Here is a 23114-nt window from a genome sequence, read left to right on the forward strand (position 1 = left end):
ATTCAAAATTAACACACATGAAACGATACCTGAACATACTATTCCTGCTGCTTCTTGTGGCAATCACGGCCTGCTCCGAACAAGGGCATGAGCATGCCGAGGGCACAACCTACACCTGCCCCATGCACCCGCAGATCGTGCAAAACCAGCCCGGCACCTGCCCTATTTGTGGTATGGATCTGGTACCTGTTTCGCAAAGCGGCACTGAAGAGGGCGAACTGATGCTGAGCGAGAGCCAGATTGCCCTGGGCAACATCAAAACCGAGCGCGTAAAAACCGGTGATGTAAACAGCAGCACCATCCTGACAGGCAAGCTGGTGCTCGACGAAACACAAACGGACGTGATCAGCAGCCGCGCCACTGGCCGCATCGAAAAGCTTTTTATCAAAGAATCAGGACAGGGAGTGCGCCAGGGACAGCCGCTCTACGAGCTTTACTCCGAAGAGCTCCTGACCCTGCAACGTGAATATTTGCTTGCCCTGAAACAGCACCAGGAACTCGGAAAAGAGAATCCGCGCTTCGCATCTTTCCTGAATGCCGCCAAACAAAAACTGCTGCTCTTCGGCCTCACGCAAGCCCAGGTAAAAGCCCTATCGGGTAACAAGAACCTTGATGCGCGTGTTACCTTTGTGGCCCCTGCCGCTGGTGTGGTAACTGACCTGGCTGTTGCCGAAGGCCAATACGTGAGCGAAGGCACTGTACTTTTCCGGCTTGGTAAGCTGAACAAAATCTGGGTTGAGGCAGAACTTTACCCACAAGAGATTGCCAACGTGCAAGCCGGCGATCAGGTAAGCATTTCAGTTGAGGGCTTTGCAGAATCAGTTTCAGCCAAAGTTACATTCATTAGCCCGGAATACCGGCAGGGAAGCCAGGTAGCCATTCTGCGTGCTGAATTACCTAATACCGATAACCAATACCTACCGGGCATGCAGGCCAGTGTAATGCTTCCGGGGAAAAACGGTTCTCAGTTGGTACTGCCCACCGATGCCGTAATCCGGGATGGCCGGGGCAGCCACGTTTGGGTGCAGACGGGCAAGAGCACCTTCAAAGCCCGAATGGTAAACCTGGGCGATGAAAGCGCCGACCGCATAGCCATACTTAGCGGCATCAAGGAAAACGAGAAAGTGGTAACCTCCGGGGCTTACCTGCTCTACAGCGAGTTCGTCCTCAAAAAAGGCGCTGACCCTATGGCGGGGCATCAGCATTAAACCGCCTCGCAATGTTCGGCTGGCATTAAGTGGTAGACCTTATTAAAAAAGCATTTTAAATCAAGTATAATTAAATAACCAAACACATGAAAAAGACACTATTTGCAGCGGCAGCAGTTGCGGCTTTTGCCTTTAGCGGATGCTCAGGGAACGATTCAGCGCAAAATGAATCGGCTGAGGCACACACAGAAGAAATGGAACACGAAACCCTGCCGATATCGGTAGTGGTAGAAACGCCAACGTTTGAGTCGGTAGCTGAGCCTTTCCAAACGCAGGTGGAGGAACTTGTGGGCGAATACATGAAAATGAAGGATGCCCTGGTAAACTCAAATACAGAAGCCACCCAGGCAGCCGCTAAAGAGGTATTGCGTGTGGCCCAGGCCATGCCGCTGGGCACCCTGACTACCGACGAGAAAGCATTTGCCGAAGAGCACACCGCTGAAGTAATCACCAGCGCCGACAAAATTGCCAATGCCACAGACCTAGATGAGCAGCGCGGCAACCTTGAATTGCTTTCGGAAGCCGTATTCTCGCTGGCCAAGGCTTTTGGCGCAGCAGACGGCGAGCTGTACTACCAGCACTGCCCGATGGCCCTGAATGGCGATGGCGGCTACTGGCTAAGCTCCGACAAAGCGATTCGTAACCCATACTTTGGTGAGCAGATGATGAGCTGCGGCAGCACGGAAGAAGTATACAAAAAGTAAGGATTCACACCTAATAAAGAGGCAGAACAGCAGCAGTTGTTCTGCCTCTTTTGTTTTATACTTATTGATCTTCACCCGAAAGTATAACCGGTTATAAATCGTGTGATCATCACGTAACGCTTTAAGTATAAACCTCCCGCATACCCAATCCTAAGCTGGCTTAAACTTCCTAGAGCTTATTCTATTAATACTTTTTATTTATTTTCTAAGCCGCAGGCAACCCTTCCCGGCGAATGCTCATCTATCAGGTCGTACAGCAAAGCACCCGTCTTTTTTGTGCTGCCCAATGTCCTGCAGCAGCGCCGGTTCGAAGAGTTTTCACCCGTGTTAGTCGAAAAAGGAGGGAACCTCGCAAACGGTAACTTGCTATACATAGTACCTTGTTATAATGTTGAACAAATACATAAAACATCAACAACGCCAAACAAAACTCTACTATGAAAAAAATGTACCTACTCTTCGCGCTGCTACTAAGCTGTTGTAGCCACCTGCTTTTTGCGCAGACCTCTGGGGCACTAACCGGAAGCATTACAGAAGAAAACGGCACTGCCGTAGGCTTTGCCAACGTAGCCGTGCTCGAGGCGGCCACCAACAGAATAATAACTGGTGCTATTGCCGATATGGAGGGCAAATTCAACATTCAGGCACCGGCGCCGGGGAAGTATAAACTCAGGATACATGGCTTAGGATACCTCGAATCACATACGCCGGAGTTTGATGTGAGCAAAGCTGGTTTCAGCAAAGATTTCGGCAAGATCATACTTAAAGCCGATGTAAAAACCCTGCGCGAGGTGCAGGTGCAGACACTTCGCCCAACCGTGGTAACGCAGCCCGACAAGATGGTGGTAAGCGTGGAAAACACAGCCATGGCCGAGGGCAACACCGCCTACGACATCCTTACAAAATCGCCGGGCGTGTGGGTAGATCAGGATGGAAACATACAGTTAAACGGCAAAGGCGGCGTGCAGGTGATGCTGAACGGGCGCCGATCATACCTCTCGGGCAAGGAACTGCAAAACCTGCTGCAAAACATGTCCGCTGAAAACCTGAAAGACCTGGAGATCATAACCAACCCATCGGCGCGCTACGATGCCGAGGGCGCCTCGGGCATCATCAACATCAACCTTAAAAAGGGGCAGGATACTGGCATGAACGGCAGTGTGTACGCAGGCTATCAATACAACAAGCTCAGTACCTATACTTCGGGAGCCGAGATAAGCCACAAAAAAGGCAACTGGAACTCCTTCGGAAGTATAAACCTGAACCGCCGCACGCGCTACCGCGACATGGAAATGGACCGTATCTTCTTAAACGAAGACAAATCAACCAGCACCTTCGACCAAGCCGGTTATGAGCACAACGAGCGCTTGCAGCCATCCCTGCGCCTTGGCACCGACTACGACCTGACCGACAAGCACAGTATTGGCGGCGTGGCCAGCGTAAACCTGAGCCGGAGCGACGTTTCTTTCAATACAAAATCATACTTAACAACTGCCAACACGCAGTTTATTGATGCGGATAACCAAAGTGAGGGCACCTATGCCAACGGCACTTTTAACCTGCACTACCTGGGCAAGCTGGATACGCTGGGTACCACCCTTTCGGCTGACCTGGACTACGTGAACATCAGCAGCAAGGACGAATCCTCTTTCAGCAACTACTTTTTTACACTGCCTGCCATCACCCCAGACTCGGTGCAACTGCTGCGCAACGAGAACCCAACCAATTACCATATCTACTCGGCCAAGGTGGATTTTGCCAAAAAGCTGGGCAGCAAGGTAAACCTGGAGTTAGGCGCCAAGGCAAGCTACGTGAAATCGGATAACGAGCTGCGTTTCTTTGTGCGCAAGGATGAGCGCGAAACACCGGACAGCAAGCGCAGCAACCACTTTATTTACGAGGAAAACATCTATGCCGCGTACACCAGCCTTTCGGCCACGCTGAGCGACAGGTGGAGCCTGCAGGCCGGGCTGCGCGCCGAGCAAACCGTATCCAGCGGCAACTCGGTTACCAAGAACGAAACCAAGAACCGCGATTACCTGAACCTCTTCCCTACCCTGTTTTTGCAGCAGAAAGTCAGCGACGATTACCAGATCGGATACAAGTACAGCCGCCGCATCAGCAGGCCATACTATGAGAATCTGAACCCGTTTATCTTCTTCCTGGATCCGTTTACTTATGCCATGGGCAACCCGCTGTTAAAGCCCCAGTACATCAACTCCCTGGAGATGACACATACCTTTAAGCAGACATACAACCTGGTGCTAGGCTATGCGCTCACCAAGGATTTTATAGGTGAGGTGCCTTACCAGAACCCGGAAACAAACGTTACGATTTTTCAGCAGCAGAATATCAAGGATCTGAAAAGTGCCACGGCCACGCTGGTAGCCCCAGTTACTATTACAGACAAATGGCAGATCAGCAACAACGTTACGGGTATGTACCAGGAGTACACAAACATCAACAACGGACAGGTAGTCGTGAAAGACTTATTCTCGGTAGTGGCTAACACAAACCATACGCTCCTGTTGCCAAAAGGGTGGCGCATGGAGGCTAGCGCCAATTATCAGGGAGCCATGGTGTACGGCCTTTATAACATTGGCGAGCAGTGGTGGGCAGATGCCGGCCTCAAGCGCAGTTTTCTGGATGATAAGCTGAGTGTAGCCCTGAATGTGAGCGACATCTTTAAGAGTAAGGTACAGAAAGTGGATACCGAACTGAACGGCAACCGACAGGCCATTGAGCAGTACTATGGCAACCGCGGCGTACGACTCAACCTGCGTTATCGGTTTAGCAAAGGCGCCACGTTCGAGGCCCGCAAACGCAACACCAACTTAGACGAACTGAACCGTACCGGCGGCAATTAAGCATCAGAATAAAAGCTTGTGATTGTTGATTTAAAGAGCAGTGGCGCTTGCCGCTGCTCTTTTTATTAAACCTGTCCTTGGGAGTGCACAAAAGTATATCAATCCACCTTCTGTTATATTTCATTGGTGCTCACTATATTTGCGGCTTTTTAAGTACAGCCCAATCTTTTACCGGCCTATGAAACAACTTATACTCCTGCTGGCTGTGGCGCTGCCATGCCTGTTCATTACCGCCTGCGATTTTACCCCTTCCGGCGAACATTACGAAGAGATCAGCCCCGAACCCGTTGTTAACGCTGACCTGAGCCTGTTCCCAGACAAAGACACCATTTACGTGCGCGGCAGCACCACGTTAAACTTTATCATCTCAATACCGGGCCGGCCTTTGCAGCGCTATGACCTCAGGCTTGATAACAAGACCATTGCCAGTGGAACCCAATACAACGGCACGGTATACTTTAACTCCGAGAACTACAGCAACGGCTACCATGTGTTGCAGTTGGGCGTGGTTACCAACTCGGGCACAGGCAGCCTTGCGGATAAGGTAGGCGTCGAGCTGCTGGAGGTTTACCGCACCTGGACGGTGTACATCGAAAACGGCCCGCCGCAGTCATCGGCTATCGTAAGTATAAAACCGGAGAACGGCGCCCTGCGCATAGACTGGCAAAAGTACCCGGGGCATTTTTTTGAGAGTTACAGCCTGGTAAGACAAATGCCCGGGGAGTATAACAAGGTTATCGGGACGATCACAGATAAGAACCAGACCTCCTTACTGGACACGACCTATGTGGGCGGCACTGCAACTTACTTCGTCATGACGAAGGCGCAGCAGCAGAGCTGGTACGGGAGCAGCAGCAGCGGCCCTAATCGGATTTACTTTTTCCTGATGCCCAGGATAATTAAGCACTCGTATGATGCCCAAAATAACCTGACCGTTTCCTTCTCGTCCACGCCGTTTTACCGCGCCTTCGATAGCTATGAGCTCGTAAAGCCGAATGGGCAGTCCGTCATCATACCAAGCCGCACGGATACTGTAGCCATACTTGGGGAGCAAAGCTTCGGGAGCGACCTTACCGTAAAACTGATCACATACCCTAAAAACACGGCTAACAAACTAAGCTATGCTTATACCAATGCCATGGCGTTCACGGTACCCAGCTACGGGGAGCCCTGGGGGCCCTTAACCCATGTGCAGACGCGGGCAGCAGTTAGCAAATTCTACTCGTTTGCCACAGATAAGGCCACAATAGTAGATGCCCATACTTTGCAAGTGCTGGCGCAAAGTACGTTTGTGAAGCTGAAGCCTTACAACAGCTACTCCAATGTGGCCCTCTCGGAGGATGCGCGCTACCTGTATTACGCTGAGAACGGGAAGATCCATAAGGTCAACCCGACTTCCCTGCAAAACATAGAGAGTTACGAGCTGCCAGCGCTGCTTCAGTTACCGGGGCACCAGTATACCCACCTGGACCTTAGCGTTAGCAACACCAACCGCCTGCTGATAAACGCACACAGCGACTATACTTACAGGGATACCGTTTATGTAGTGGATATGATGGCTAAAAAAGTGCTAAGCCGCAACCGTACGCTTTACTACTTAAACCCAGCCGAGATCAGCCCGAGAGGGAACCAGTACAACATTTACCCGGACATTTACCAGCAGCAGGCCAACGGCACCTGGGAGCCCATCGAGCGCATCCCGGATGAGCAGATAAGGTCCTTTGCCTACCACCCCGCCAAACCCTGGTACCTCACCCGGAAGGGCACCACTATTTCGTTTTATGACGAGCAGAGCCATACTTTGCAGGCCACGCTTACCACAGAGGCACCTCTAGAGGATATACGCCTCGACGCCAGCGCAGACCTGCTCTATGGCTATGCTAACAATACGTTGTACGTGTATAACTTAAGCACCGGGCAGCTGCGCCGTAAGCTTCCGCTGGCCGGCCAGGCAGCGCCTTTCGTATTCGGCAACCGCATCTTCTCCCACAACCGCTTCATCCCCCTTTAACCCATGAAAAAGCTAACATTCAAACTTATCATACTTCTGATGCTGGCCGGGTTTGAGGCAGCAGCGCAAGGCGGTTTTTACCTGGAGCCACGCCTGGGTGCCGGCACCTTTAGCATGGGCACCATGAAGAAGTGGCAGGAGTCTGTTACCTCTGGCAACTTCTCAAATGCCAAGGCAACCGACAGATTCCCGCCCTATTTCAATTTCGGGGTAGGCGTTGCGAAAGACCTGGACGAAAGCACAAGGCTTGGAGTTTTTGTAGAGCACGGCTCCACGGGCGGCCGCGTGACCTACCGCGATTATTCCGGAGAGTTCACCATTGATGACCTGCTGCGCTACAATGCCCTGGGCTTTTCCTTTTACTCGCACAAGCCGGTTAAGGAGGAGAGTGAGCTGGAGTTTTTAGCTGGCATAGAACTTAGCAGCCTGTGGACCACGCTGGTGCATAAGGAGTATTTCCGTTTATACGATGAGTCGGATGAGAGCGAGGATGAGTTTAACGCCATCGGCTTGGGTTTGAAACCCTTCGTGGGCTTGTCCTACCCACTTGGCAACTTCCCGGTGAGCCTGAGCCTGGGCTACCTTGCCAACGCTAGCGGCCCTTTTCACGTCCCCGGCAAGCCCGACTATAAACTATCACTGGATGGCAGAGAGGACAAAGCCATCCGGCCTGGCTGGAGCGGCCTTCGGGTGAATCTATCGCTGGCTTTTATGCTTTAAGGCGAGTAAGTATAAAACGAAAATGCCCCGGCTCATACTTGGCCGGGGCATTTTCGTTTGGTTGAAAGTATAAACTGCTTAATCGATCTTGATGAGCCGCAGGTTATCTAGCATGGCCTGGTTCACCTCGCCGTTCATGTTCTCGTTGTTCGGCTCAAAGCTCAGCGTTAAAGTATGGCTGCCTTTACTCATCTGCACCTGCACGGTATTGGTATAGCCCCAGTTGTTCCATTCGCCATCGCCGCGCTGCGGCAGCACAATGGTTCCGGCAAAGGTATCGCCCAGCTTCAGGGTACGGATAGCTGCTTTATTGCTCGTATTTATTGGCCCGTTGCCATTGGCATACCTAAAGTCAATGGCATAGAGGCCATCGGCTGGCACAGTAACCGGCATGCTTATACTTGTATTCTTCTGCTTGCTGATCTCCACGAAACCGGAGCCCTCAAAATCGCGGGCCGAGAAGGTGCTTTTAGGCGCAAACTTTTCCATCTCATACACCACTTTATACTTAGCGGGCACAACAACCACAGGCTCGCTGGCGAAGGAGGTCACGCCATTCTGGTCCTCGGCCAGCACCATGTACTCGGCGTAGGCATCGGCGGCGGCAGTATACCTTGTTTCGGTGGTGCGCTCCTGCTGCTTGCCGTTTTTAAATACCTGGTAGGCCACGGCACCTTTTACCTCCGGCCAGCTAAGCGTGTTCTGCTGCAAGCTAACCTTTGGGGCTTCCGGCGAAGTATAAACCTGCTGGTGGCTTACCTCTCCCCCGGTATCGTTGTTGGCAAGTTCTATTTTGATAGTGTGCTTGCCGGTCAGGTTTGCAGGCACCTCAGCGTTTTCCAGTGGCTTTCCATCCATTGTAATGGATTTTATCTCGTTACCATAGCCATTCATTTCTAGCGTAAGTGTTGCGCCACGGTAAGTATAGTTCGTGAGCTTGCGCTTGCCTGCAAATGCCTTCGGCACAAAAGGCTTCAGCACCAGTTTATCGGCTTCAAAGTGCATTCCGAAGAATACCTTGTACACCATGCTTAGGTTGCCGGCAAGGCTCCAGAGCATGTTGCTAGAGTTAATCTGCGTGCCGGCATAATCGCCGTTGGCGGCCACAAAGTTCTCCTTGTTGGTCAGGAAAAGTGCGGCAGGGCGGTAAATAGCGCTGATGCTTTCGGTCAGGGCGTTCTCGTTGCCGGCACGGGCTGCGGCCAAACTCCAGTAAGACTGCACAAAAGGCCAGATGCCGTTGTTGTGGTAAGGCGGAATGCCCGGAATCTGCGGGGAGATGCTCGGGATACCGAAGTCGGTTACCGGGGTGCTGGCAACTACCGTAGCGCTTCTCTCGGCATCAGCCACGCCAAAGATAACAGCTAAGGCCTCACCCAGCGCCTCTGCCCTCGGCGACAGGATTTTATAGTTGCGGCCATACAGGTATTGCCCGTAATAGCCTTTCTCCTCGAGCCACAGGTGCTTGTTTATACCTTCGCGGATGCGCTCGGCCACCTTGTTATACTTGGCGGTTGCTGTTTGGTCGCCTAGCTTTTCGGCCATCATGGCGGCTACGCGGTTGGCCTGGAAATGCGCGGCGTTCGTGCCCAGGTTCTCAGACGCGTAAATGTCGGCGGGTTGCATCCAGCGCGGGTAGGTTTGCTCGCGCCAATCCAAAAACGAGGACTCGCCGCGCACCAGCCCGGTTTCCGGGTCAAAGGCGTTCAGCATGTCCTCATCCAATGATTTTGAGATGATCGCGTAGGTATCGCGCAGCCACTGGGCATCACCGGTAGCCTTGTATACTTCCCAGGCGGCAGTTGCCCAGATCATGCGGTCCGTGGAGATGGGGTACGCGCCACCGGTACCGGTATCCTGCACAATGCGGCCGTCTTTTACCTTGCGCATCAGGCTATACTTCGACACCTTGGGTTGCAGCTGCGCCATACTTAGGATGATGCTGTAACTAATGTCGCGGGTCCAGACGCCAGCCCACTCCTTACCTGTACGGAAGGTGCTGTCCGGCTCCACGGCGTTGATCATCTCCTCCAGGGCCAGGTTATACAGGGCATCGGTAAGCGGGTAATCGGAAGTATACTGCGGGAAGGCGGCCACATCGCGGGTCATTTTCCACTGCTGTGCGGTTTGGCGCTCCTCCGGCTTCTCATTCAGGGTCAGCGTGATCTCGTATATCCCGTCGTTGTTGGTATCTTTGAGTTCGGCGCTTTCTTTGCCGCCCAGGTTGTCGAAGTCCCAGCTCAGCGGATCTGTTGCACCGGCAATGTATACACCTTTAAAATCCTCTTTGTAGATCTTATCACCGGTTGGCGTTTCGTAATACCCTTGTTTGGCGAAGGCATCCAGCATGGGTTTCATACTTAGACGCACTTTTAGCTGCGTACCTTCCTCCAGAAAAGCCTCCGAAGGCACGGCCTGCGGGTCGTTGTACTGCTGGCCAAAGGTGATTACAGGTGTTTCGCAGTCGCCGCTCAGGCAGGTAACGTGGTGGTCAGTGCCGGATTTCATCTCATTGTCGCGGCCGTTAATGGCAAACTTAAACGTGATGCGCGGATTTTGGAAAGCGTTTGCCGGGCTCTGGTAGTTAGAAGTAAGCTCGGTGGCTGAACGCGCCTGGGCCACGTAGTTGCCCTGTACCACGCTATCCGGATAAATGATGTAAGCATCAGACTGATAAATGGCAGCAGAGCTTTTTTGCGTCTGTGTTTTGCAGGCGCCCAGGGCTAGCATTGAGAAAACTATCATGGACCTTAGGGTAATTTTTTTCATGCGTAGGCTTAATGTTGGCAATATGTACTGCATCCTGTACGTGTGCGAAGGCAAAAGTATAGGATGCCTGAAATTACGAAAATAAGATGCAAATAGTCCATAAATCCGCAAAACTGGCTGAATGCACTATTCAGGACACTGCGTTGCGGCCATCGGCACCCAACCGTTTCTGCCATACTTTGCGTATGAACGAGCATCATGACAAAGCAACTTAGCCATACAGACCACTATACCCTTACCGTAAAAGAGATCCGAGAGGAGTTACCCGATTTTAAGACCTTTGTGCTGGAGCCCGACCGCCCGTTAGTCTATAAAGCAGGCCAATATCTTACCTTGGTGCACACTGATACCCAGCAGGAGGACGTTCGCAGGTCCTATTCCATCACCTCCTCGCCTGCCCTGCAGGAGCCGCTTAGCATCGGCGTAAAGCGCATCGAAAACGGCTTCTTCTCCAGGAGGCTGATAGACGATGTGCAGGTTGGCGACCGCATTTACGCTGCCGGGGCCGCCGGGCTTTTCACGCTTCCCGAGGACCTAGACGCCTACCAACAGGTAATTTTACTGGCTGCAGGCAGTGGCATTACGCCCATTTACGGGCTGCTTAAAACCTTGCTCTATACTTTCCCCCGTGTTGCTGTAACCCTGATCTACAGCAACCGCACACCGGAACATACCATTTACAAAAGCGAGCTGGAAAGGCTGGCGGCAGACTTCCCGAAGCGCCTGCATGTGCAGTTTTTGTTCAGTAACTCACCGGACCTCTCGCGCGCGCGGCTCTACAAAGACCTGTTGCAGCATTTTCTGCGTGAGTATGCCGTAACGTCCCCAGACCGGATGCTTTGCTACGTTTGCGGGCCTAACAACTACATGCGCATGTGCTATTATGGGCTACGCCAAGCCGGTGTGCCCGAGGAGAATATCCGCAGGGAGAACTTTAACACCACAAAAGTAGCCACCCGGCAAATGCCACCCGATACAGAGGCGCACAGCGTCACCATCCGGCACCGAAACCAGGAGCACACCGTGCGGGTGGAGTACCCTACCACCATACTTCGCGCCGCCCGGGCCGAAGGCATCCAGATTCCCTATAGCTGTGAAGCCGGCAAATGCGGCAACTGCACCGCGCGCTGCACCAATGGTGAAGTATGGATGTCGTACAACGAGGTGTTGACAGAGCGCGACCTGGCCAAGGGACTGGTACTCACTTGCGTTGGCTACCCGGTGGGTGGCCCCGTGGAGCTGGATTTTTGAGCTTCGCGGTTTCTTAGTCGGTGTGCCACGCCAGTGGTTCCCGCTGAAATGCGTACCTTTAGCGCTGCTATTAACCAGAAACTAAACCATACATACTATGAGCACTGAAGTACGCAGCCTGGAGCCAAAGGCGCTTTGGGAAAATTTTGCTGACCTGAATGCCGTACCTCGCCCGTCTAAGAAAGAAGAACGGGTTATAAAGTTTATAAAGGATTTCGGCCAGAGACTGGGCCTGGAAACCTACGAGGATGAGACCGGAAACGTGATCATCAAAAAGCCCGCAACGCCCGGCATGGAAAACCGCCAGACCATTGCCATGCAGAGCCACCTGGATATGGTGCACCAGAAAAACAACGACACCGATTTCGACTTCGACACGCAGGGCATTGCCATGTACGTGGACGGTGACTGGGTTAAGGCAAGGGGCACCACGCTGGGCGCCGATAACGGCATTGGCGTGGCTACGATCATGGCTATACTTGCCTCTAAAGATATTCCGCACCCGGCCGTAGAGGCACTTTTTACCGTGGATGAGGAAACCGGAATGACAGGCGCGCTTGGCCTGAAAGGCGGCTTGCTAGATGCTAAGATCCTCCTGAACCTGGATACCGAAGACGACCACGAGCTTACCATTGGCTGTGCTGGCGGCGTAGATATTACGGCTACAGGCACTTACCAGCAGGAAGCTACGCCAGCAGGTATGGCAGCCTATAAGCTGACTGTAAAAGGCCTCACGGGTGGCCACTCGGGCATGGATATTATCCGGGGACGCGCCAACGCTAACAAGCTTACCAATCGCATTTTGCACCATGCCAGCAAGCAATTCGGCCTGCGCCTGAGCGCTATCGACGGGGGCGGCCTGCGCAATGCCATCCCGCGCGAGTCATCTGCCATACTTACCGTGCCGGAGGCAGACAAAGCGGCTTTTGAGCAGTTTGTAGAAACTCAGCGCGCCATACTTACGCAAGAGTATAAAAGCACCGACCCGAACCTGCAACTGCAGCTTGAGGCAACGGAAGCACCAGCACAGGTTGCTGATAAGGCCTTTACTGCTACCTTTTTGCGCGCAATCTATGCTACCCCGAACGGCATTTACCGCATGAGCCCCGAAATTGAGGGACTGGTGCAGACATCCAACAACGTAGCGCGCGTTGAGCTGGCAGGCGGAAAGTATAAAGTACTGTGCCTCACGCGCAGTTCCGTAGATTCTGAGAAAGAGGATTTGGCGGCAGCCATTCAAGCAGCGTTAGAGCTGGCCGGTGCCGAGGTTAGCCTAAGCGGAGCCTACCCGGGCTGGGCACCAAACCCAAGTGCCTCCATCATTAAACTGATGAGCGACTTGTACCGCAGCAAGTTTAACAGTGAGCCGGATGTAAACGCCTGCCACGCCGGTTTAGAGTGCGGCATACTTGGCAGTAACTACCCAGGAATGGAAATGATCTCGTTTGGCCCCAACATCAGAGGCGCGCACTCCCCGGATGAAAAAGTGCAGATCAGCTCGGTGCAAAAGTACTGGGATTACCTGCTTGATACCCTGCAGCGCATCCCGGAGAAAGTATAGGAAGGTATTCTACTGATATATAAAAGCGGGAGGCCATTCAGAAGTTGATTAGCCTCCCGCTTTTATAATAAGCATCGCTTCAGTGGCGTTTAACTGTTGAAAAGTAAATCATAGTACTCGTGTGCCATGCGGTTTGCCTCAAACTGTGGCACCACATCGCGCATGCTTTGCTTGGTAATATGCAGCCAGCGCTCGTGGTTGTGGTAATAAACCGGCACAATCTCCTTCTCAAACAGCTTCATCAAATTATTATAGTCCTGATCGTCCTGCACCTCATCCGGTTTAGACACGTCTGCAACCGGAAGCACAAAACTATTCTCCCCATTGCGGGCATACTCCGGAATCCAGCCATCCAGCACCGATACATTTACGCCTCCGTTCATGGAGGCCGTCATGCCGCTGGTGCCCGATGCCTCGCGTGGGCGGCGGGGCGTGTTTAGCCAGATGTCGCAGCCCTGCTTCAGCTTTCTGGATAACTCAATCTCGTAACCAGTCAGTACGGCCACGTTATCCAGCTGCTGCGATACTTTTACCAGCTTGTTGAACACGGCAATGGCATTATAATCAAACGGGTACGGCTTGCCAGCCCAAATAACCTGCACCGGCATTTCTTTGTTACTCACGAACTCCACAAAGCGCTGCATGTCGCGCAAGAGCAGGTCGGCACGTTTGTAGGCGGCAAAGCGCCTGGCCCATACCACAGTTAGCACATCCGTCCGGAACAGCTTGCCGGTCTGGTTGGCAACTTCGGCAAACAGCTCACGTTTCAACTCACGCTTCCGGCGGTCCAGGCTGGCATTATCGTCGCGCTCCTGCGCTTGCCACAGTTCCTTATCAGCCCAGAAAGAGAAGTTCTGCGCATTGGTGATAGCCTTGATCTCGCAGACACCCTCGTTCTCGTACCACATTTCGCGGGCCACCTCGCCGTGCAACTGCGACACGCCATTCGCTACCTTGGCCAGGCGCAGTGCTGCCAAGGTATGGCTAAACATATGGCCATGCATGCCTGTCAGTTCGCGGGCCTCCTCCAGCGTGGCACCATTAAAGAAGCTCATGTTATGCAGCAAGTGAATTTCATGCTCCTCGTTACCAGCCTTTTCAGGAGTGTGCGTTGTAAAAACAAGGCGCTTCCTAATCTCATCCAGCTTGCCAAAATCCTCGAACAGCTTAAAGGCCAGCGGCAGCGCGTGGCCCTCGTTCATGTGGTAAATCTCGGTGCCGCCCAATGCCTCTACCACTTTTGCACCGCCAATGCCCAACACTATACTTTGCGCGATGCGCGTGCGCGGCTCGGGATCATACAGGCGGTGTGTAATGGTGCGGGCCAAGTGGTCGTTATCCGGAATATCGGTGGTAAGGAAGTACATAGGCACCGTGCCGAAAATCTCAGGTTTCAGCACCAGGGCCTTTACCAGTACCGGATGGTCGTTTACCAACACCCGAACGGTAATGCCAGAGTCTTCCAGATAAATATAGAACTTCTGCTGAAAGTGCGGCCGCATGGTCTGGTCCTCATTGCGTTCCTGGTCGTAGTAGCCATATTTCCACAGCATGCCAATGCCAATCATGTTCTGGCGCAGCTCAAAAGCGCTGCGCATGTGCGAGCCAGCCAAAAAGCCCAGGCCACCGGAGTATATCTTTAGCGCCTGATGGATGCCATACTCCATGCAGAAGTAGGCCACGCGCTTTTTATACTTTTCGTTTATCTCGTAAGGGTGATACCATCTGTTATATTGTGAAGCCATAAACTTTCTCTCTTATAGAATATATATCCAGCCGGTTACAAACATAAAAGCCGCTACGCGGGCGGCCCGAAAAACCGGCACATACTATCAACCTACGCAAGTTTCCGCTATATAGGTTGTTAACTTTAAATTCAGGCTTTTTAACAACGCGCATCTGCGCAAATCCTATATATTTGCAGCTGTAAATTACCTCCATAAAATTTGGTTCTTAAAATTAGGAACCAAAAGAACTATTCCATACCTTTGTGCTGTTGCAAGGTATAGAAACCTGAAAACAGATGACACCATGAGCATAGAGCTGAACGATAAGAAAAGAGCGCTGATAGAGAAAATCGGGATAGCCCACGAGGAAAAGGGGTTTCAGCCGGTGGCTGGCCGCATATTGGGTCTACTCTACGTTTCTCCGCGCCCTGAGCTCACGTTTGATGAGATCCGGGAAACGCTCAACATCAGCAAGAGCGCTACCAGCACAGCACTGAACTTGCTCATGCACATCGGGCATATTGATTACATCACGTTCTCCGGCGACCGCAAGCGCTACTTTAAACTGAAGATGAGCAACTGGCGCGAGCTTATCCAGAACGAGATTGAGCGTGTGATTAAGATGAGCCATGTGCTGCATGAGGTGCTGGAGGAGCGCACTAAGGATACGCCTGAGTTTAACTGCAGCATTGAGGAGTTTGCCAGCTTCATGCAGTTCATACACAAGGAGTTTCCGGGCTTGCTACAGCGCTGGGAGCAAACAAGGGAGCAAAAGTAGGCCTTTTTTTAGCCTGAATTAGTTCTCTAAAATCAGAACAAAACAACATTATATAAACAGTTTAAAACTAGAGCTAAAGTGATTAAGAAATTCTTTCTGATCGGAGCGTCCATACTTATGTTGCGGCCAGGCTTTGCGCAGCAACAGGCCACTCCAGAAAAACAGCCATTAACGCTGCAGCAAAGCATACAGTATGCGCTGGAGCACAACCAGGACGTTAAAAAAGCTGCTTACGATGAGCAGATTGGCTTGCAGCAAGTGCGCGAGGCAAAAAGCCAGGGCTTGCCGCAGCTGAACGTGTCTGGAGGGGTTGATTACTACCCTGACCTGCCGACACAGATTTTGCCAGGAGCTATTATTGGCTCTCCGGGGGAAGATGTTCCGGTAAAGTTCGGTAAAGACTATAACGCAAACGCAAACGTGCGCCTGACGCAGCTGCTCTTTAACCAATCATACTTTGTGGGGCTGAAAGCGGCGAAAACCACGCAGGACTTGTACCGCTTGCGCACCGATATGGCCGAGGAAGACCTGATTTACAACATTGGTACGGCCTATTACCAGACCTTGCAAACCAAAGAGCAGTTCGATAACCTGGAGGCTAACCTGAAGCGGCTGGCTGAGCTGGAGCGTATCATGGAGTTGCAATATAAAAACGATCTGGTTGCCAAGGTAGATGTAAACCGCATTAAGGTGAACACTACGAACCTTAAAAACCAGCTGCAAACCCTACAAACAAACTTTGAGCAGCAGAAAAACATACTTAAGTTTTTCATGAACATGCCGCTGGAGCAGGACATTGAGCTGGTAAACACCACTAACGAGCTGGACTACCTGCTAACGGAACGCATTACTGTGGAGCAGGCAACCAGCCAGAAAGTACAGTTCCAGTTGCTGAACACGCAAAAGCAGTTGCAGAGCTACAGCATTAAGAACATCCAGGCTGGCTACTACCCTACACTATCTGCCTATGGCCAGTATGGCTACCAAACGCAACGCGACCAGCTTTTCGACTCGGAAACCCCTTGGTTTAAAACGTCGGTGGTTGGCCTGCAGGTGAACATCCCTATTTTCGACGGCTTCCGCAAAAACGCACAGGTAAAGCAGGGCCAGCTGCAAATGCAAAAACTGGAGCAAGACATGTCGAAGCTGGAGACAAACACTGCCGTGGAGCTTACCAACGCGCTGGCCCAACTGCAGAACAGCCAGAGCTCGATTGGCGCTCAGCAGCAGAACGTGGACCTGGCCCAGGAGGTGTACGACACCACCAACGATCGCTACAAGGAAGGCATTTCGCCGCTGACCGATTTGCTGGATGCGGAAGTAAGCCTGCGCGAGGCAAAGACAAACCTGAACAACGAAAGACTAAAGTATAAAATCGCCCAGCTGAACTACCTGAAAGCCAGAGGCGAGCTAGAATCACTAACTAAATAGTAAATCTTCAACAAGAACATGAAAAAGGTAATTTATATCGTAGCTGTGCTGGTAGCGCTTGGAGCCATTGGTTTTACACTGATGAACAACAAGAAAGAAATGGCCGCCACGGCAGCTGTTGCAGAGCGCAAAAGTGAGTCTATTCCAGTGGTTGTAACGAAGGCTGAAAACGGCCAGCTAGATAGATCATTCACAGTGCAGGGCAACTTTATACCGGACCAAGACCTTACGCTGCTATCCGAAACGCAGGGCCAGGTAATAAAGATCTACAAAGACAACGGCGACCGTGTAAAAGCCGGTGACCTGCTGGCACAAGTAGATGCGCAATTGCTACGCGCCGAGCTAGTACGTGCGCAGGCAAACTATACTAAGAGCAAGCGCGACCTGGAGCGCTTCGAGAATCTCGCCCAGGGCGACGCTATTACAAAACGCCAGCTCGAAGATGTAAGGCTTAACTTCAGCAACGCGGAGGCCAGCCTGATCACGGCTAAGAAGCGATTGGCCGATGCAAGTATAAAAGCGCCGATTTCCGGGCGCATCAACAAGAAAATGATCGAGGTTGGCTCTTACCTGAATCCCGGTACCGAGCTATTCAACATCGTGAACGTGGACAACCTGAAGATGAACGTGAAGGTGCCGGAAGGCCAGGTGCTGCTGATCCGCGAGGGCCAGAAAGTACAGGTTAAAGCCGATGCAGCTAGCAGCGAGTCGTTTGAGGGCACGGTAAAAGCCATTGCCGCCAAAGGCGATAACTCCCTAAACTACAATGTAGAGCTTGAGATTAGCAACTCCGCCGACAACAGGCTGAAGGCCGGCATGTATGGTACGGCATACTTCGAGGTGGCCGACCAGCGCGAAGCCCTTCTCCTGGACCGTGAGGTCATTGTAGGAAGCTTACAAAACCCACAGGTGTTTGTAGTTAAAAATGGCAACGCATACTTAAAGGATATTAAAGTAGGAAGCGTGCAAGGCAATAAAGTGGAAGTAACCGGAGGCCTTGAGGCCAGTGAGCAAGTGGTGCAGTCAGGGCAGATTAACCTGAAGAACGGCACCAAAGTGAGCGTATTGTAAGCGCATACTTCATTCAAATTTAAAGAGATCAGATTAAATGAATATCACGAAATTATCGATACAACGCTCAACGATTGTGGTGGTGATTTTCGCTACCCTGACGCTGTTGGGCCTAGCGAGCTACTTCTCGCTGAACTATGAGCTTCTTCCGAAGTTCTCTCCGCCGGTATTAACCGTGTCTACCTTCTACCCTGGGGCCTCGCCTTCTGAAGTGGAGAACTCGGTGACTAAGGAAATTGAAGACGCCCTCTCCTCGCTGGAAAACGTGGACGAGATTAAAAGCACCTCGCAGGAAAGCTTCTCAATTATTGTAATACAGCTGAAACAGGGCACCGATGTAGACCTAAGCCTTCAGGATGCCCAGCGAAAGATAAACGCCATACTTGGCGAGCTGCCGGACGATGCCGACGCGCCCTCACTAGGCAAGTTCGACTTCAGCGACTTGCCAATTATGCAGCTTGGCGCCACAGCCCAAATGTCTTCTACAGAGTTTTATGACCTGATAGAGAACAAGGTAAAACCGGAGCTGTCGCGTGTGCCGGGCATGGCGCAGATAAAGGTGCTTGGCGGCCAGGAGCGTGAGATTAAGGTAAACCTGGATGCCGAGAAGCTGCAGGCCTATGGCCTTTCCATCTCGCAGGTGCAGCAGAAAATACGCTACTCTAACCTCGACTTCCCGACCGGTAAGGTAAAGAACGAGCAGGGCCAAACCCTGATCCGACTGGCCGGAAAGTATGAATCGCTGGATCAACTGCGCAACCTCGTGCTGAAAACCGAAGATAACGGTGCGGTGGTGCACCTGGGCGATGTTGCCGAAGTGCAGGATGCCCAGAAAGACACGGAGGTGCTAACGCGTGTAAACGCTGTTTCTTCCATTGGTCTCTCTATTCAAAAGCAATCAGATGCTAACGCCGTGGAGGTTAGCGAACTAACACGCAAAGCCCTTGACCAACTGCAAGAAACTTATGCTGCTGAAGGATTACAGTTTACCATTGCAAAAGACAGCTCTGAATTCACTCTGGAGGCTGCCGATGCGGTAATCCATGACCTTTTCCTGGCGATTATACTTGTGGCCGTAGTGATGCTGTTGTTCCTGCACTCACTGCGCAATGCGGTGATCGTGATGATCTCGATCCCGGCCTCGCTTATCGCCACGTTTATTGCCATGAGCCTGCTGGGTTACTCACTCAACCTGATGACGCTACTTGGCCTTTCGTTGGTAGTAGGTATACTTGTGGATGACGCCATTGTGGTGATTGAGAACATTTACCGCCACATGGAGATGGGCAAAAAGCCTGCACAGGCTGCTTATGATGGTATCCGAGAGATTATGGCTACGGTTACGTCCATTACCCTGGTAATTGTGGTTGTGTTTGTGCCGATTGCGCTATCTACAGGTCTGGTATCCGATATTCTGCGCCAGTTCTCGGTGGTGGTGGCTATTTCTACCATGCTGAGCTTGTTCGTGGCTTTTACCCTAATTCCGTTACTTGCCAGCCGCTTCTCTAAACTGGAGCATCTGTCTGACAAGAACATCTTTGGCCGGTTTATACTTGCTTTCGAGCGCTTCCTTGACCGCGTGATTGACGGCTTTACTTCTGCTTTGCAGTGGGCCTTCAACCATAAGTTTGTAACCGTGCTTGCCACTGTAGTGATGCTGGTGGCTTCCATTGCGCTGGTTCCGGCTGGTTTTATAGGCAGTGAGTTCGTGAGCGCCGGTGACCGTGGCGAATTTATCGTGGAACTGGAACTGCCGAAAAACGCAACCGTAGAGCAAACCAACTTTGCCGCCCGCCAGGTAGAAGGCTATCTGGAGCAATACCCTGAAGTAACAAACCTATTCACGACAGTAGGAACGACATCGTCGGCACAGGCTGGCCAGAACACTGCCTACATTGCCGAGGTAAACGTGAAGCTGGTAGATGCCACAGAGCGTGCATTTACAACAAACGCCTTCTCACGGGAGGTAAAAATTGGTCTGGAAGAAACTATACCAGGTGTAAAGTTCACGATGGTGCCGGTAAGTATGGTTGGTGGTGCCAACGAAGCCCCTATTCAGGTAATTCTTTCAGGTTCAAACCTGGATACGCTGATGTCTTTCTCAGACAAAGTGCTGGCCGAGGTGGAGCAAGTGAAAGGTACAGCCGAGGTTAAAAAGTCGGTAGAGGATGGTAACCCTGAGATTGCCGTATCTGTGGACCGCGACAAGATGGCGACGCTTGGCCTATCATTGGAGCAAGTGGGTGCCGGCATGCAAACAGCTTTTAGCGGTAATACCGATGCGCAGTTCCGAGGCGTGGAGAAAGAATATGATATCAATATCCGCCTCGACGACTTTGACCGCCGCAGCACAACCGACATCGGTAACCTGACATTCACGAACAGCAAAGGCCAGCAAATCCTTCTGAATCAGTTTGCCAACATTGAGCAGGCCTCCGGCCCATCCAAGCTTGAGCGTAAGGACCGCGTGAGCTCAGTTACAGTAACCTCACAGGTAATTGGCAGACCAACAGGCTCTGTTGGTGCCGAAATTCAGGAACGACTGGCCAAGCTGGATATGCCGAAAGGCTTATCGGTAAACTTTGGCGGCGACCTGAAAAACCAAAGCGAGGGCTTCGGAACGCTTGGCCTGGCGCTGCTTGCCTCTATCATCTTTGTGTATCTGATTATGGTCGCGCTGTATGATAGCTATGTGTACCCGCTGGTGGTATTGTTCTCTATCCCGCTGGCTATTATTGGAGCCTTGCTTGCGCTGGCGCTTTCTGCCTCTACGCTCAGCATCTTCTCCATACTTGGTATCATCATGCTGATTGGCCTTGTTGCGAAAAACGCCATTATGGTGGTAGACTTTACCAATAACCTGAAGGCTGAGGGTGTAGAAGTAAAAGTGGCACTGACTGAAGCGGTGAGAATACGTTTCCGCCCAATCCTGATGACGACCCTAGCCATGGTAATTGGTATGCTTCCGATTGCACTGGCAAGCGGACCGGGTGCCGAGTGGAAAAACGGCCTTGCATGGGCGCTTATTGGTGGCCTAAGCAGCTCCATGTTCCTGACGCTTATTGTTGTGCCGGTGATTTATTACCTCTTCGACCGCCTGATGGCTAAGCTGGGTATGGACAAGAAAACGGTGATTGAACTGGAAGACAAAACCATGGAAGAGCTGGAGCATGAAACCGCTGAGCTGGAAGAGTCTAAAATGAGCCACTCTGCGGCCTACTAAAAGTATACCCTGATCTTCATACTACATATAATTGGTTCAGTATGTGAAGGCTTCTGGCCTTCACATACTTCTTTAAAATCAGCGCAGTACCGGCTCATGCTACACTTGAGTTATACAGTGTAAAACCAACATAACCACTATTTACATCACACACCATGAATACACAAAATTATACCGAGCAGTCCGTTGAGAAAGAAGTTGTGCAGTTGATCAGCTCTGTTACCAAGGTGCACCCTAACCGCCTACGCAAGGTGCGGGACCTGAGCAATGTGGGCCTGGATATTGTGGACGTGGTAGACGTTATCCTGAAGGTTGAAAAGAAGTATAACCTTACCATTCCTGATGAAGTGCCTGTTTATTCCGTGGATGACTTTGTGAATTACATTATCAGCCAGCAAATGCAGCAGGCAAGCTAAAAATAGCATTCCCCCTAAACCAAAAAGAGCCGTGGCTAGTAGCCACGGCTCTTTTTGGTTTATATTTTTCTTAGTGTCTATGCTCGGGAAAGCTGCTTCAAGTGCGATACGTGCGAAGCCACTGCCATGCGCATTTTAGGGATGTTGTGGTACGGGATGCCAAAATCGAGGCAGGCCTGCGCTACAATCTTGCTAAGTGCCGGGTAGTGGATATGCGAGATTTTAGGGAACAAGTGATGCTCCACCTGAAAATTAAGCCCTCCAGAGAACCAAGTAACCAGCTTGTTGTTAGTGGCAAAGTTAGCCGTGGTCTTTAACTGATGCACGGCCCACTCATCTTCCATTTTATTAGTGGGTTGCACTGCCACCGGAAAGTGCGTTTCGCGTACAGTATGCGCTAACTGGAACACGATGCTCATTACAAATCCTACCACTACACCATACACTAAAAACCCTATTAGCCAAGGCAAAAACCCAACCGTAAAGATTGGAATAACGGCAAAAAACAAAATATGGGATGCCTTAAATCCCCAGAAACTTACATGGTCTGAGGTTTTCATTTTTTTCAAAGGCATCGCTCCTACTTTCTTGGTAAAATACTTCTGATAATCAGAGAAGAAAACCCAGAAGAAGAAAAGCATGGAGTAAGCAGCCCAAAAATAGAAATGCTGGTAACGGTGGAATTTTCGCAGCTTCTGCGTTTCGCAGAGCCTGAGAAGCGGCCCAGCGTCCAGGTCGTCATCAATGCCATCTATGTTTGTGTAGGCGTGGTGGATAACGTTGTGCTTGGTGTTCCACATAAACTCGTTGGCCCCCAGCACATTCAGGCAAAGACCTGCCATTTCGTTCAGCTTCTTTTTCTTGCTGAAACTCCCGTGAGAGCCATCGTGCACCACATTAAACCCGATACCAGCCGTCAGTCCACCTAAGATTATGCACTCAAGTATAGCCAGCCAGGCTACCGGCGTAAAAAACACCAAGTGCGTGTATAGTAACAATAGCCCCCCCGTAAGGATTATGGCTTTAATGTATAGTTTGTAGTTGCCTGTGGTAGAAATGCCTTCCTCCTGGAAGTAATCGTTGATTCTTCTTTTTAATTCGGCGTGGAATGAGTCCTTCTGGACCTGAAATTTGGGCGCAGCCATAGTTTTGATTAGTAATGAAAAATGCGTTGTAAGGCGATGTAAAATGACCGCGTCAGAACTGGTTATAAAGGTAACATATATTTTGCAACTATAGTTTGGCCTTCAGCGCTGGTAAGTATAACCAGCTAGCTGCCAATGGCTAAATTTAGAATGCATGACAAACGGGGTTACCCCCCTCAACATGTGCTCGTTGGAAAGGTGCCAGAAGTATAAACGTAAAGTTTGACTGCAT

The 23114-nt window shown here is 51.4% G+C and carries 15 protein-coding genes; 12 read left to right on the top strand and 3 right to left on the bottom strand.

Going from position 1 to position 23114, the window contains the following annotated elements; genetic code table 11:
- The first annotated feature begins 17 nt into the window (after positions 1 to 17).
- From D1627_RS15515 to D1627_RS15535, 5 genes are all read left to right on the top strand, one after another.
- Positions 18 to 1208: an efflux RND transporter periplasmic adaptor subunit gene (locus D1627_RS15515; RefSeq protein ID WP_119433191.1), complete on the top strand. Its 1191-nt coding sequence runs from the start codon at positions 18 to 20 to the stop codon at positions 1206 to 1208.
- An 86-nt stretch (positions 1209 to 1294) separates the two neighbouring features.
- Positions 1295 to 1912: a DUF3347 domain-containing protein gene (locus D1627_RS15520; protein WP_119433192.1), complete on the top strand. Its 618-nt coding sequence runs from the start codon at positions 1295 to 1297 to the stop codon at positions 1910 to 1912.
- A gap of 437 nt (positions 1913 to 2349) precedes the next feature.
- The gene (locus tag D1627_RS15525) at positions 2350 to 4779 is read left to right on the top strand and encodes a TonB-dependent receptor (protein ID WP_119433193.1); all 2430 of its coding nucleotides are present in this window, start codon (positions 2350 to 2352) and stop codon (positions 4777 to 4779) included.
- A gap of 178 nt (positions 4780 to 4957) precedes the next feature.
- On the top strand, positions 4958 to 6790 hold the full coding sequence (locus tag D1627_RS15530) for a YncE family protein (protein WP_119433194.1): 1833 nt from the start codon (positions 4958 to 4960) through the stop codon (positions 6788 to 6790).
- Between the two features lie 3 nt (positions 6791 to 6793).
- Positions 6794 to 7510: a hypothetical protein gene (locus D1627_RS15535; RefSeq protein ID WP_119433195.1), complete on the top strand. Its 717-nt coding sequence runs from the start codon at positions 6794 to 6796 to the stop codon at positions 7508 to 7510.
- A 78-nt stretch (positions 7511 to 7588) separates the two neighbouring features.
- On the opposite strand, the gene D1627_RS15540 is transcribed toward D1627_RS15535, so the two are convergent.
- Positions 7589 to 10255: an alpha-L-rhamnosidase-related protein gene (locus D1627_RS15540; protein ID WP_233555657.1), complete on the bottom strand. Its 2667-nt coding sequence runs from the start codon at positions 10253 to 10255 to the stop codon at positions 7589 to 7591.
- 222 nt (positions 10256 to 10477) lie between these two features.
- On the opposite strand from D1627_RS15540, the gene D1627_RS15545 reads away from it, so the two are divergent.
- Positions 10478 to 11530 (top strand): ferredoxin--NADP reductase, encoded by a 1053-nt coding sequence (locus D1627_RS15545; RefSeq protein ID WP_119433196.1) that lies wholly within the window; start codon positions 10478 to 10480, stop codon positions 11528 to 11530.
- A 97-nt stretch (positions 11531 to 11627) separates the two neighbouring features.
- Entirely contained in the window at positions 11628 to 13091 is a 1464-nt protein-coding gene (locus D1627_RS15550; RefSeq protein ID WP_119433197.1) for an aminoacyl-histidine dipeptidase, read from the top strand.
- An 89-nt stretch (positions 13092 to 13180) separates the two neighbouring features.
- Here the strand turns inward: D1627_RS15550 and glgP are convergent, their stop codons facing one another.
- Positions 13181 to 14836, bottom strand: a complete 1656-nt coding sequence (glgP, locus tag D1627_RS15555) for an alpha-glucan family phosphorylase (RefSeq protein WP_119433198.1) — start codon at positions 14834 to 14836, stop codon at positions 13181 to 13183.
- A gap of 286 nt (positions 14837 to 15122) precedes the next feature.
- Between glgP and D1627_RS15565 the strand changes: the two genes are divergently transcribed.
- From D1627_RS15565 to D1627_RS15585, 5 genes are all read left to right on the top strand, one after another.
- A complete protein-coding gene (locus D1627_RS15565) occupies positions 15123 to 15596 on the top strand; it encodes a GbsR/MarR family transcriptional regulator (RefSeq protein WP_233555658.1) in 474 nt (157 codons plus the stop codon).
- 78 nt (positions 15597 to 15674) lie between these two features.
- On the top strand, positions 15675 to 17027 hold the full coding sequence (locus D1627_RS15570) for a TolC family protein (protein WP_233555659.1): 1353 nt from the start codon (positions 15675 to 15677) through the stop codon (positions 17025 to 17027).
- An 18-nt stretch (positions 17028 to 17045) separates the two neighbouring features.
- Positions 17046 to 18098: an efflux RND transporter periplasmic adaptor subunit gene (locus D1627_RS15575; RefSeq protein WP_119433200.1), complete on the top strand. Its 1053-nt coding sequence runs from the start codon at positions 17046 to 17048 to the stop codon at positions 18096 to 18098.
- Positions 18099 to 18135: 37 nt separating this feature from the next.
- Positions 18136 to 21321: an efflux RND transporter permease subunit gene (locus D1627_RS15580; protein WP_119433201.1), complete on the top strand. Its 3186-nt coding sequence runs from the start codon at positions 18136 to 18138 to the stop codon at positions 21319 to 21321.
- Positions 21322 to 21476: 155 nt separating this feature from the next.
- On the top strand, positions 21477 to 21737 hold the full coding sequence (locus D1627_RS15585) for an acyl carrier protein (protein WP_119433202.1): 261 nt from the start codon (positions 21477 to 21479) through the stop codon (positions 21735 to 21737).
- A 77-nt stretch (positions 21738 to 21814) separates the two neighbouring features.
- Here the strand turns inward: D1627_RS15585 and D1627_RS15590 are convergent, their stop codons facing one another.
- Positions 21815 to 22882, bottom strand: a complete 1068-nt coding sequence (locus D1627_RS15590; protein ID WP_119433203.1) for a fatty acid desaturase family protein — start codon at positions 22880 to 22882, stop codon at positions 21815 to 21817.
- Positions 22883 to 23114: the final 232 nt, after the last annotated feature.

This window comes from Pontibacter oryzae, assembly GCF_003576375.1.
In the GTDB taxonomy this organism is placed as follows: Bacteria; Bacteroidota; Bacteroidia; order Cytophagales; family Hymenobacteraceae; genus Pontibacter; species Pontibacter oryzae.